Source organism: Ahrensia marina (genome assembly GCF_001293565.1).
In the GTDB taxonomy this organism is placed as follows: Bacteria; Pseudomonadota; Alphaproteobacteria; order Rhizobiales; family Rhizobiaceae; genus Ahrensia; species Ahrensia marina.
Map to the genome: position 1 here is coordinate 169553 of NZ_JXMU01000002.1, position 12808 is coordinate 182360.

Annotated in this window: 12 protein-coding genes; 7 read left to right on the forward strand and 5 right to left on the reverse strand. The window is 48.1% G+C overall.

The window, feature by feature from the left end; all coding sequences use genetic code 11:
• Window positions 1-26: 26 nt before the first annotated feature.
• From SU32_RS02295 to SU32_RS02310, 4 genes are all read left to right on the forward strand, one after another.
• Complete coding sequence (locus SU32_RS02295; RefSeq protein WP_053997708.1) at window positions 27-893, forward strand: MurR/RpiR family transcriptional regulator; 867 nt, start codon at window positions 27-29, stop codon at window positions 891-893.
• Window positions 894-923: 30 nt separating this feature from the next.
• Window positions 924-1895: a TAXI family TRAP transporter solute-binding subunit gene (locus SU32_RS02300; RefSeq protein WP_425394255.1), complete on the forward strand. Its 972-nt coding sequence runs from the start codon at window positions 924-926 to the stop codon at window positions 1893-1895.
• A gap of 84 nt (window positions 1896-1979) precedes the next feature.
• Window positions 1980-4589, forward strand: coding sequence for a TRAP transporter permease (locus tag SU32_RS02305; RefSeq protein WP_053997710.1), 2610 nt, complete (start codon window positions 1980-1982; stop codon window positions 4587-4589).
• A complete protein-coding gene (locus tag SU32_RS02310; protein ID WP_053997711.1) occupies window positions 4586-5017 on the forward strand; it encodes a universal stress protein in 432 nt (143 codons plus the stop codon). The genes SU32_RS02305 and SU32_RS02310 overlap by 4 nt, the downstream gene beginning before the upstream one ends.
• On the opposite strand, the gene SU32_RS02315 is transcribed toward SU32_RS02310, so the two are convergent.
• The 5 genes from SU32_RS02315 to SU32_RS02335 all read right to left on the reverse strand — a co-directional run bounded on the left by SU32_RS02315 (window position 4997) and on the right by SU32_RS02335 (window position 9172).
• Complete coding sequence (locus SU32_RS02315; protein WP_053997712.1) at window positions 4997-5905, reverse strand: NAD-dependent epimerase/dehydratase family protein; 909 nt, start codon at window positions 5903-5905, stop codon at window positions 4997-4999. The two genes, SU32_RS02310 and SU32_RS02315, sit on opposite strands and share 21 nt — an antisense overlap.
• Window positions 5902-6717: a glycosyltransferase gene (locus SU32_RS02320; RefSeq protein WP_053997713.1), complete on the reverse strand. Its 816-nt coding sequence runs from the start codon at window positions 6715-6717 to the stop codon at window positions 5902-5904. The genes SU32_RS02315 and SU32_RS02320 overlap by 4 nt, the downstream gene beginning before the upstream one ends.
• A gap of 1 nt (window position 6718) precedes the next feature.
• A complete protein-coding gene (locus SU32_RS02325) occupies window positions 6719-7939 on the reverse strand; it encodes an NAD-dependent epimerase/dehydratase family protein (RefSeq protein ID WP_053997825.1) in 1221 nt (406 codons plus the stop codon).
• Window positions 7940-8094: 155 nt separating this feature from the next.
• Window positions 8095-8760: a ferredoxin reductase domain-containing protein gene (locus tag SU32_RS02330; protein ID WP_053997714.1), complete on the reverse strand. Its 666-nt coding sequence runs from the start codon at window positions 8758-8760 to the stop codon at window positions 8095-8097.
• A 154-nt stretch (window positions 8761-8914) separates the two neighbouring features.
• On the reverse strand, window positions 8915-9172 hold the full coding sequence (locus SU32_RS02335; RefSeq protein ID WP_053997715.1) for a hypothetical protein: 258 nt from the start codon (window positions 9170-9172) through the stop codon (window positions 8915-8917).
• A gap of 158 nt (window positions 9173-9330) precedes the next feature.
• Between SU32_RS02335 and SU32_RS02340 the strand changes: the two genes are divergently transcribed.
• The 3 genes from SU32_RS02340 to SU32_RS02350 all read left to right on the forward strand — a co-directional run bounded on the left by SU32_RS02340 (window position 9331) and on the right by SU32_RS02350 (window position 12805).
• Window positions 9331-9909, forward strand: coding sequence for a hypothetical protein (locus SU32_RS02340; RefSeq protein ID WP_053997716.1), 579 nt, complete (start codon window positions 9331-9333; stop codon window positions 9907-9909).
• A gap of 248 nt (window positions 9910-10157) precedes the next feature.
• The gene (locus SU32_RS02345) at window positions 10158-12011 is read left to right on the forward strand and encodes a methyl-accepting chemotaxis protein (protein ID WP_053997717.1); all 1854 of its coding nucleotides are present in this window, start codon (window positions 10158-10160) and stop codon (window positions 12009-12011) included.
• A gap of 176 nt (window positions 12012-12187) precedes the next feature.
• Entirely contained in the window at window positions 12188-12805 is a 618-nt protein-coding gene (locus tag SU32_RS02350) for an MliC family protein (RefSeq protein WP_053997718.1), read from the forward strand.
• Window positions 12806-12808: the final 3 nt, after the last annotated feature.

Consider the following 12808-nt stretch of genomic DNA (forward strand, 5'->3'; position numbering starts at 1 on the left):
ACCATTTTCTTGTCGGTTGGGAGGAGATGTTGGTTCAGGCTTTTGAACAGGAATTAGCTAAACGTTATGTCGATCTTAGTGCAAAGCTAAGACAGGCAGCAGATTTCGTTGTTGCTCACCCGTTCGAAGTGGCAACGCGGAGCCTTCGTTCGATTTCCAGTGATATTGAAATTGCCCCTGCTACCTTCACTCGGCTTGCTCAAGCATTGGATTATGCCAGCTACGAAGAATTGCGCGAAGAAATACGCAATTCGATCGGGCGCAACTCCCGAACACTTTCAGACGGTGTTGAACGTATCCAAACACAGCATGCGGGCAGTGGCAGTTCATTTGCCAATGAACATTTGTCAGCGTGCATAAAAAACATTGAAACGCTAAGAGCCGACATAGATGAAGAAAAGGCAGGCCGTGTTGTCACGAAACTTGCTGCGGCCCGTAAAGTGTTTTTGTTTGGTGCGCTGGGCTCGGCAGGTGTGGCTGAGTATATGGCATATGCGGCCGCATTTATTACGGATAACTGGCAACTTGCAAGCCGTACGGGTGCATCATTGGGAGGCGGTCTTTTGGGCCTCAATAGCGATGATGTACTGATCGTGTTCACCAAAGAACCACATGCAAATCAGGCCATCAAAGCCGCTGAAATGGCAGCAGCAAGCGGATGTTTCGTTGTTGTCATAACGGACAGCCACAGATGTCCGGCACTTACTTATGCTTCGGCGCATTTCATTGTGCCGACGCAAAGTCCACATTTTTTCTCTTCCTACGCTGCAACAATCGCATTGGTTGAAACCATAATTGGTTTGCTGGTTGTGAAAATCGGAGCGGCTGCGAAGGATAGAATTCATAATGTGGAAGAATCCAATCGACGGCTGGAATATCTTTCAGACGAATGATTTAAACGCATAACATCAAAAAAGGAGACCATGATGTTGAAAAAAGTAAAACTATTGACGAGCGCTTGTGCATTGTCAGCGATGATGGCAGGCACAGCAGTTGCTGAAGAGTTTATTACTATCGGAACCGGCGGTGTAACCGGCGTTTATTATCCGACCGGTGGCGCGATTTGCCGCTTGGTCAATAAGGGTCGTAAAGATCACGGTATCCGTTGTTCAGTGGAATCAACGGGCGGTTCTGTTTATAACATTAACACCATTCGTGCCGGTGAGCTTGAGTTCGGTGTTGCACAGTCCGACTGGCAGTACCATGCGTATAATGGTTCATCTAAGTTTGAGGCAGATGGCCCGTTTGAAGATTTGCGTGCTGTGTTCTCAGTACACCCTGAACCGTTTACGGTTGTTGCCCGTGCAGATTCAGGCATCAAGAACTTCGACGACATGAAGGGTAAGCGCGTTAATATCGGTAACCCTGGTTCTGGCCAGCGCGGTACAATGGAAGTGCTTTTGGAAGCAAAAGGCATGTCAACGGACGACTTCGAGTTGGCGACTGAACTTAAAGCTGCCGAGCAGTCCGCTGCGCTTTGCGACAATCAGATCGATGCTATGGTCTACACAGTTGGCCACCCGTCAGGCTCAATTCAGGAAGCAACAACAGCGTGTGATTCAGTGCTGGTTACTGTTGATGGCGATGCTGTAACCAAACTGGTTGAAGACAATCCGTTCTACCGTACAGCAACAATCCCAGGCGGTATGTATCGCGGTAACGATGAAGACACGAGCACATTTGGTGTTGGCGCGACATTCGTTACATCTGCAAGCGTTTCAGAAGAAGCTGTCTATGAAGTCGTGAAATCAGTGATGGAAAACTTCGACGACTTCAAAAAGCTGCACCCTGCTTTTGCAAACTTGGAAAAAGAAGAAATGGCAACTGCTGGTCTTTCTGCACCGCTGCATGACGGCGCTATGAAATACTACAAAGAAGCCGGCATTATTGAATGATGCAAAATAGAGGGGGCTTGACGCCCCCTCTTAACTACAGAACTATAAAATATAAATTTGCAGATGCAGTCGGGGGACAAGGTAATGGCGAATACAAGCAATGAGAGCCGTGCTTTAAGCGAGGAAGAGCTTCAGGAACTGGTTGCTGCATCTGATGCCGGTGCAAGAGCGCCGGATGGCGCTGTAGGCACATTGATGGCCGTCATTGCAATTGTGTGGTCAGTCTTCCAAGTGGTTTTGGCATCGCCGATATCCAACTATGTTTTGCCGGGCGATGTCGTCAACAACTCGCGTCAATTGCATCTGGCGTTCGCTATTTTCTTGGCCTTTTTGGCTTATCCGGCCTTCAAGTCCAGCCCTCGACATTACGTACCGATTACTGATTGGATAATGGCGGGTCTTGGCGCATTTATCGCACTATACGGATTTATCTTTTACCAGAAAATCGTGGATTCCGGTGGCTTGGCCGATGACACAGATAAATGGTTTGCGCTTGTTGGACTGGTATTACTGTTTGAAGCTGCCCGCCGCGCTCTTGGACCGGCGATGGCGATCATTGCCACTATTTTCCTTGCTTATGTGTTCTTCGGTTCTTCCGCTTGGGTGCCGGATGTCATACGCTGGAAAGGAGCATCACTGCAAAAAGCGATGAGCCATATGTGGATTACATCCGAAGGCGTGTTTGGTATCGCCTTGGGTGTTTCAACAAAATTTGTTTTCCTGTTTGTGTTGTTTGGCGCGCTTCTCGATAAAGCCGGTGCCGGTAACTATTTCATCAAAATGGCATTTGGTGCGCTTGGACATTTGAAGGGCGGACCGGCTAAAGCGGCTGTGGTTGGTTCGGCGGCAACAGGCCTGATCTCAGGCTCGTCTATCGCCAATGTGGTAACCACCGGTACATTTACTATCCCGCTTATGAAGCGCGTTGGCTTTACCTCTGAAAAAGCCGGGGCTGTTGAGGTTGCCAGCTCGGTGAACGGTCAGATCATGCCGCCTGTTATGGGCGCGGCAGCGTTTCTCATGGTTGAATATGTGGGTATTTCCTATGTTGAAGTCATAACCCACGCATTCTTGCCAGCCGCAATTTCTTATATTGCCCTTGTCTACATTGTTCATTTGGAAGCTGTGAAATCCAATATGCCAACGCTCGGTGACCGTGTGGTCTCAATGGGCCGCACAATCGGCGGTATGGCTGCCTTCTTTGTTGGTTTCGCACTGCTTTGTTATGGTGTCCAATACCCTGTTCGTTGGATTACTTCGCTGTTTCCTGATGGCTCGGAAATTATCCTCGCCTCTCTTGTTTTCGCTGCCTACCTTGCCCTTTTATGGTTTGCAGCGCAGGTGCCGGATCTAGAGCCTGATGACCCGAATGCAGAAGAAGTCGAACTACCGGTTGTTGCTGAAATTTATAAAGCCGGTCTGTATTATTTGCTGCCGATCATCGTACTTGTCTACTTCTTGATGATTGAGCAAAAATCTCCTGGATTATCAGCTTTCTGGGCGACAGCGCTTCTGTTTGTTATTTTGCTGACACAGCGCCCGCTCAAGTCAATTTTCCGCGGCGAGAACAATACGGTCAACGCATTCAAAGACGGTATAGTCGATCTTGTGCAAGGCTTGATCGATGGGGCACGCAACATGATCGGTATCGGTCTGGCAACGGCAACAGCCGGTGTGATAGTCGGGACCGTCACGCTAACAGGCGTTGGTCAGGTGATGGCTGATCTAGTGGAGTTTTTGTCCGGCGGTAATCTGATCATGATGCTTGTCATGGTTGGCCTGCTGAGTCTTGTGCTGGGCATGGGGCTTCCAACGACCGCGAACTATATTGTTGTGTCATCCTTGATGGCCGGTGTTGTCGTGGAGCTAGGCGCACAATCCGGTTTGATTGTGCCGTTGATTGCAGTCCACTTATTCGTCTTCTATTTCGGCATTATGGCAGATGTTACCCCGCCCGTGGGATTGGCCAGTTTTGCCGCCGCTGCTGTTTCCGGCGGCGACGCGATCAAGACGGGCTTTGCGGCATTTTTCTATTCGCTTAGAACAATCGCACTGCCGTTCGTATTTATTTTCAACACGGACTTGTTGTTGATTGATGTGACATGGGCGCAAGGCATTTTAGTCTTTGTGATTGCCTCGATAGCTATATTGGTCTTTACCGCGGGCACTATGGGTTGGTTTGTAACCAAGAACCGCATTTATGAGAGCGTAGTATTAATTCTCATATCTTTCATTCTTTTCCGTCCGGATTTTGTCGTCAATCGTATCCAGCCGCCGTATCAGGCAGTAGAGCCTGCTCAGTTTGAAGAAGCCTTGGCCGGTGCGCAAGTTGGCAAAGAGTTTCGCATTGTGGTCTCCGGACCTGATTTCGATACGGGAGACACAACCGAGACAACATTGGTCGTGCCTGTTGATGGCGAGGGTTCGGGTGCCGAGCGCTTGGAGAAAACCGGACTGCTGCTTCTTGAAGAAGATGGTGCGGTTAAGATGGATGAACCGACATTCAGTTCGCCATTCGCGCAAAATCTAAGCTCGTTTGATTTTTATGGCGATGATCCGGTGATGATTAAGAGCATTAAGGCACCTGCTGAGCAAATGGCGAAAGAGCTGGTGTTTATTCCTGCGCTACTATTGTTGGCACTCGTTGCCTTTATCCAGCGGGGCCGTGCTTCGAAATCAGGAGATGTGGTATGAGCAATTCAATATTGTGTGCTATCGATATTAGCAATCCGAAGGCTGATGCTCCGGTTTTGGAACGTGCGGCTGCGTTGGCAAAGTTGGATGAAGCCCAACTGGATGTGATCACGGTCGTTCCGGATTTTGGTATGAGCCTTGTCGGGTCTTTTTTCGATGAAGGCCACCATAAGAAGATGCTTGCGGAAGCCAAGAAGCAACTGAACGCGCAAATTACCGATGTTCTTGGTGAAGAGGCCAACAAAAAAGTTCGTCATATTGTTGCTTTCGGCAAGACCTACCAAGAGGTTCTGCGCATGGCGATAGAGGCAAAATCCACCGTTATCGTTGTTGGTGCGCATAAACCTGATTTGTCAGAATATTTGCTGGGTCCGAATGCCGCGCGTATTGTGCGTCACTCGAAATGCTCAGTCTATGTCGTCCGCTAAACCGGATAAATCAAGTTTTCCGCGCGGCTGCCAGCCAAGCTGTCGTAAGCGCGAGCAGTCCATTTGGTTATATGTGCTGGCATCTGATTTTTCAGGCAAAGGCAACTTGGGTTGGCCGATCATCGACGCATAGGCTTTAAGAAGCGTATGCCGGTCAAGAAGAATATCGGACACATTTAGTACTGCTATGCTCTTGTTGTTTTGATTTTGCAGATGCTCTGCATTTATGTGGATCAGTAGCCTGACCGCTGCTGCAAGATCTTCTCCGTGAACCTCGGTGCCGATGCGCGGAGCAATATCTTTACCTTTAGTGAATTGTGAGAATAGTTCTTGCCACTTGTGTTTGTAAGATCGTGATGGTGATCCATAAACACCGGTAGAACGCAGCGAAACGGCAATAAAACTATTATCGGCAAGCGTGGAAAGCATATTCTCGGCTTCCAGCTTGGTTTTTCCGTAAAGCGTATCCGGATTGGGCGGCGTATTTTCAAAGAGCGTGGAGCCCGGCTTTTGAGTTCCGTAAACCGCGCGGCTGGATAAGAATATTACACGCTTCACACCCGCAACTTTTGCAGCTTCAAACAGCGCTTTTGAACCGGTCACATTCCGCTCGATAAATGCGTACGGATCATCGCCTTCACCGCCGCGATATTTTCCCGCCACGTGGTGAAAGGCAGCATGAACGAGAACATCCACATCTTTGAATAAATTCGGCGACACAGATGTTTCAGAAAGCGAATAGTGTCTAAATTCGACGTAGCCGGTAAAGTCTTGTTGAGAGGGTGGTGTGCGTCCCAGAGCGATCACGTGGTGGCCTGCATCCAGTAAGTCGTTGACGATAAAGCGCCCGACATATCCGGTGGCACCGGTGATTGCGACGCACGTCATTTTATATCTGACGGGTTGGGCAGGCTATCGATAACCGGCAGATCTATACCGTCGTAATACGCTTGCCATAAATCAATAAGAGGCTGTAGATTATCCGCCTTTCCATGGTTCTTCTCCCATGGCTTTTCATATTGATAGTGAACGATATGAACTGACTTCCAGTCCCATAGATCGGGCATATTAAACCAGACATATTGGAGCATGTTGAAAAACACTGGCAGGCCGTGCCAATCATTAAAATAAGTCTCCAAAAAAGTCTGATCCGTCCGCCGCCAATAGGCATCCGGTGCATCAAGCACTGTCATCATGTGATCGAATGTTGCTTGCGAAGGCTTGGCAACAAAAACACCTGAATTAAGCCGATGAAAATCAGCTACGGTTTCATAAACATTGGGCGCCGCAGAAAATTCCGGATAGGCAAAAAGCTTGTCGATGTTGCGGATCACCAGCGCATCGGCATCAATAAAAACCACCGTCTCATACTGCACAAACTGCCATAATCTAAGTTTGATAAAGTTATCCAGCGGCGTATGAAAAAGCGGTTTGTCGCCTTTTAGAAACGGCGCATTTTCATGGATTTTTTTCTTTTGATGGCGTTCATTGAACGCATCCGAGCAAGGCAAATGATCAACGGCAATCGTTGTCGCACCCAGTTTTTTTAGTGGCTGCAACACACTTTGACCTAGGGCCTTGGTGTGCATGACCACGATATCGGCACTGGTATCTGTTAAGGTCAATGACCGCACGAGTGCTCGAGCGGCCATTGCATAATCGTCATTGGTGACGAGTGTTACAAAAGCGTTTTTTGTCATATTAGGAAACGGCTTTTAACCGTTTCTTTTCCGGATCTGTATCGACTGTTTGGGCAATTTCCTTGGTCCAGGCGGAAGACGCTGGAACGCGGCTGCGATCAACGCGGTAAGCGTATTTTTTCGCAACTTCTATAACTTCTTCCAAAAGGCCCTCAGCCAATGTGATCGGTTTCAGGCCAAGCTTGATAAACTGCTCTCTATCAACAATAAGATCGTTTTCAGCAGCTTCCTTGCGCGGGTTAGGAAGGTTGACAATCTCGCCGCCTGTCAATTTCGCGACCAATTCTGCCAGATCGCGGACACGGTGCGTTTCAGTTACCTGATTGAAGATTTTTACACGGTCGCCGGCTGCTGGCGCATCGGCAAGAGCAAGCTCAATACAGCGAACAGAATCCTGAATGTGGATGAAAGCACGTGTCTGCCCGCCAGTGCCATGTACCGTCAATGGATAGCCAATGGCAGACTGGATAAGGAAGCGGTTAAGAACGGTACCGTAATCACCATCATAATCAAACCGGTTGATGAGCTGTTCATGGCGGCGGGTTTGCTCGGTATGCGTGCCCCACACAATGCCCTGATGCAGGTCGGTAATACGCAACTGGTCATTTTTTGCGTAAAATTGGAACAGGAGCTGATCGAGACACTTGGTCATATGATAGATCGAACCGGGATTGGCCGGATATAGAATTTCCTGATTTACAGTGTCACCGGTCATGGTTTCGATGCCGACAGGCAGATAGCCTTCCGGTATCGCTGCACCAACCGTAGAATAACCGTACACACCCATCGTGCCCAAATGCACCAAATGGGCGTCCAGACCGATTTCGACCATTGCATTTAAAAGATTATGTGTCGCGCTGACATTGTTGTTGACCGTATAATTTTTGTGACGGTCAGATTTCATGGAGTAGGGCGCGGCCCGTTGTTCAGCGAAATGTACAATAGCGTCCGGCTTGTGCTCGGCGAGCCAGTTTTTCAGCACATCATAGTCTTTCGCCAGATCAATCAGATGAAAATGAATGCGTTTGCCGGTTTCCTGATGCCAGATACGGGTGCGTTCCTGAATGGAGTCCATAGGCGTTAGGGACTGGACACCAAGTTCAGTGTCGATCCAACGACGGGAAAGATTGTCGATGATATGAATCTCATGGCCCTGATCCGAGAGATGCAGTGATGTTGGCCAACCAACAAATCCATCTCCACCGAGGATTGCTATTTTCATTTCCATTCGCTCCTATTTTAAAAATTCAGAGGCCTATAGCGCGGGTTTGTGACAATAAAAAGTAATGTAATACAAGGCCGCTGCTTGACGGCCAAATATATGGTATTGTTCACAGGAAATGAGCTTGTTTGCCTAAGCAATCTGTTTTGACGGCATTATTCCTCAAAAGTCAGAGCATCTGGATCTGCGCCCAATTCTTTCAAATTGTCCATCACAGAATCCATCATCGGAGGGGGGCCGCAAACATATATATTGTCGGAAATATCGATGACATTTGCCGATAGAACGTCCTTGTCGATGAAGCCATGTGCGTAGCCTTTTGTGTCTTCTTCGCTGAGTACATGTAATACTTTCAGCTCTGGCATTGTGCTGAGCAGATCCTGCGCGATGATATCCTCGCGGGTCTTGTTGCCAAAAATCAGCTTATTGCCATGCAGCTCGCCGCGCTTCTCCAAGTCTTTAAATATCGCCAGAAATGGTGTTACGCCTGCACCGCCAGCAACGAACGTTCCATTGCCTTTGAATTGAATTGTGCCCCATGGGTCTTCAATGATCAAAGCATCACCCGTAACCAGTGATTGTAATTCATTGGTCACGCCTTCATGGTCGCGATAACTTTTGATTGTAAATTCTAGAGTATCTTCACCGGGAAGCGACGTGAACGTAAATGGCCTTTTCTCATCGCGCCAACCATCCTTATCAATTGCAACTTCTGTCGCCTGGCCGGGTTTGAAATCATAGCCCTCCGGTTTCGAGGTGCGGTACCGCATAACATCGCCCGTCAGAGGCTCGATGCTGAGTATGTTGATTTTGTGAGACATCTAGTTTTCCTTTTACTGCTGAAAAACAAACGGAAAAATGCCCTTAAGGTTCCTTTTGCGAACTCAGCAGCCAGTTAGAATTTTTCCCTAGAAAGAAATCATAAAAAAAACCGCCCCGTGTTGGGGCGGTGATTTTAGTGGATATGAACTTGATTTAAGCAGCAACGCTTTCATCGTGTTCTTCGATAGTTTCAGTTTCTGCAAACTTAAACTCGCCAAGACTTTTTGAAAATTCTGAAATCTCTTCCGACATTTGAGTTGTTGCAGCATTGGATTCTTCGACCATCGTAGCTTCCGCTTGGCACCACCGAACGAAGTCTCGATAATCGCCATCCTTGCTTCCTGTTTTGATAGGGTGAAACGATACCAGGCGCATGTTCTTGCTTTTGGGTTTCAGGCGGAAAGGGCGCATTAATTTGCCTGTTAAAAGCTTTTTCTGGTAGTTTAGATTTGAATTTTGAATTGAGAAGGGCTTTTCATCATTAAGGCGTGGTTAACCGTGCATAAAGATTGGATCCTGAAAATAGCGGGAGTGATCAATAGACATCACCTAACTTAGCGGGGCTCCGGATGAAATTTATAAAGCTTGCACTCATATGTGCAATTTCACTTTTACCAGTTACATCGCTTCACGCAGAAGAGGCGCATGTTGCTCAAATCCGAGATTATATTGACCTCGATCTGCGACCTTGGCTTAATGATGAAATAATAATCACTGCGATTAAGGCGCAAAATGAAAAAGTAGCTGACATGTCCGAGGAAGATATTATCGCTCTGGATAACAAGTGGCGGGAGCAAATATCTTCTGACGCAAAGCCTTTTATCGATGAAGTGCTTGACCGCCCGCTTTCAAAATTCTTGGCAGCAAAACAGAGTGAGTCGGCTGGCCTGATTTCCGAACTTTTTGTTATGGATGCCAAAGGAATGAATGTCGGACAAAGTTCACTGACGTCAGATTATTGGCAGGGTGACGAAGCCAAGTGGCAAAAGACTTACCTAGAAGGCGCTGATGCTATTTTCATCGACTCTGCAGAAGTGGATGGTTCAACCGGCGCATTGCAGTCTCAAGCAAGTATTGCGATTAGCGATCCTGCGACAGGCGAAGTCATCGGTGCCATTACAATCGGTATTAACTTGGACGCGCTCTAAACTTTAAGACGCAGTTTATTAACAGGCGACATTGTTCGACTACTCGCCAGTTTTCACCATATGGGGGCTGGTCACTTGTTCGTAGGTCCACCTACAATGCATTCCGAGCATCCAATTAAGCAGGATGGGAAATTGAAGCCGTTTCTGTGCCATAATGGTTAAAAATGCAAGCTTTTGGGCGTTTCAGTAACGTTATTTTAATTATAATTTGCCGAGTATGACCACAAATATCAATTGTGGAACTCACCATGAATTTACTTTCTCGCTTCGGCTTGGTTCGCACCGTAACGGCAATAGCTGTTGGAACCTTGCTGTTATCCCTCGTCGCTGTGTCCATTGCTATTTCACTGAACATTTCTGGCCGGATTCAAGAGCAGGCTGTTGCAAGCCAAAACGCAAGCTTGCGCACTTTGGCAACGATCGCAGAGCGCGATATTCCCGGCACGCAGGTGACTTGGGGAAAGTCTGGCAATGTTGAGCGCGTTGTCATGGAGGCCGTGCCGGAAGAATTCTCCAGCCACGATATGATTGATACGGTTGGTAGAATGACCGGTGAAACGGCAACGATTTTTGCTTGGGACGAAGAAACAAAAGATTTCTGGCGCCGCACAACAAACATCATCAAGCCTGACGGAAAACGCGCTGTAGGAACACAGCTCGGACAAAACGGTGCTGTGTATCCTGTGCTGACAAATGGCGAAACGTTCCGCGGCGAGGCCGTTATTCTGGGAACGCCTTATTATACAATTTACCAGCCAATATTCTCGCCTGACAATAAAACAATCGGCATTATCTATGCCGGCGTTCGCTCCGAAGTTATCAATGCCCAAGCCAGTGAAATGGTATGGACGGTTGGTATAAGCGCGATTGTTGTTTTGGGTGTTGCCGCGGTGATCATGGCGTTCTTCTCATCAGCTGTGCTGGGTCCGATCCCGCATCTGGCGAAGACAGCCCGCACACTTGCGCAAGGTGATTTTGAAGCCAAAATACCCTATTTGGAACACCGCAATGAACTGGGTGAACTTGCACAGTCACTGGAAGTGTTTCGTCAAAGCGCAATTGAAAAGCAGGACATTGAGCATCAGTCTTCACAGGACCGTCTGGCAACAGATGAAGAGCGCAAGAAGAACGAAACTTTCAAACTGCAGCAGGAACGCGAGATTCAAACTGCCGTTGATGAAATTGGCGCTGCATTGAGCCGCCTGAGTGAAGGTGATCTTTCAGTCAAAATTGCCGGACCTTTCAATGAAAAACTTGAAAAACTGCGTACTGATTTCAACCAGGCGGTTGAACGGATGTCGATGACTATGACTGAGCTTCGCAATGAGGCTTATGAAATTAAATCCGGCACAGAAGAAATGCGCACATCCGCAGATGATCTGGCGCGCCGCACAGAGCATCAGGCATCATCGCTTGAGCAGACCTCTGCGGCCTTGGAAGAAATTACAGCGACTGTTCGTAATGCGTCAGAGCGTGCCGAAGAAGCCTCTAAAATGGCGACTGAAGCACAGGGCAGCACGGTCAATTCACGCAAAGTTGTCGCCAATGCTGTCGATGCCATGTCGCGCATCAAAACAGCGTCAGGTGAAATTACAAAAATTATCAATGTTATTGACGAGATTGCATTCCAGACGAACCTTCTCGCGCTCAATGCAGGTGTTGAAGCTGCACGCGCCGGCGAAGCTGGAAAAGGGTTTGCTGTTGTTGCTCAAGAAGTTCGTGAGCTTGCACAACGCTCTGCAACTGCTGCCAAGGATATAAAAACATTGATCACCAAGTCCAGTGAAGAAGTTGAGGGCGGTGTCCGGCTTGTTAATGAGACCGGTGAAGCACTTAAAGGCATATCGGACCACGTTCATAATATTAATGACCAGATGCATTCGATTGCGGCATCATCGCGTGAGCAGACAATTGGCTTGGGTGAAATCAATACGGCCATGACGCAGATGGACAGTGTGACCCAACAAAATGCTGCGATGGTTGAAGAGGCGACAGCCGTTATGCATATCCTCGCAACAGGTTCGGAGAAGCTTGCGAACCTGATCGGCCAGTTCAAACTGGTTGAAAGCGAAATGACGTCAACGCAGAAACGCGCTGCATAGCAGAATACAATTTGACTGTTTAGAAGCCCGCTACGTTCATCGTAGCGGGCTTTTTGTTTTCTGTTCTTATTTCCAAATTTGTTAGTGTCGCAAACTTTCCCGTTCAGTATAAAAGCTGGAAAACATGGCTCAAATTTCATACGCTTTGTAAATTGGAATTAGTATGGAGCATGCACATGTCGATGAAATACTTACTTCTTCTGGGCAGTATATTTTGTGCTGGAACAGCGGCAGCGCAGCAAGCGCCTTCATTTAATTGCGATAATGCCCAAAGTTCCGCAGAAGAGCTGGTGTGCTCCAACCCTAAGCTTGCACAGCTCGACCGTCAGGTGGGTACGCGTTTTAAAGAAGCGCTTGAGGTTGTCCGAAAACTTGATGCCGGTGCACAAGAGGCTGAAAAAGAACTGCGCGCCTATCAGCGGGGCTGGATTGGCGGACGCGATGAATGTTGGAAGTCGGATGATCTGGAGAGCTGCGTTCGTTTAAGCTATCGGCAACGCCACGCGGAGCTGGTGGCTCGATATTTATTGGAAGATGCAACTGCCGTTGCCACTTGGCAATGTGGTGATACGCCAGCCAATGAACTGGTTACATTTTTCTTTGATACTGAACTTCCAAGCGTTCGCATTGAGCGGGGCGACAGTATAAGTGTGGGATATATTTCCCGCACGGCATCAGGGTCGCGATATGATGCCGATTTCGGGCGATTTATCTGGATAAAGGGCGATGAAGCGCAGTATCGGGAACCGGATCCCGACGGCACCGAATACTCTTGCACCGTTGTTAAGGAATGATCG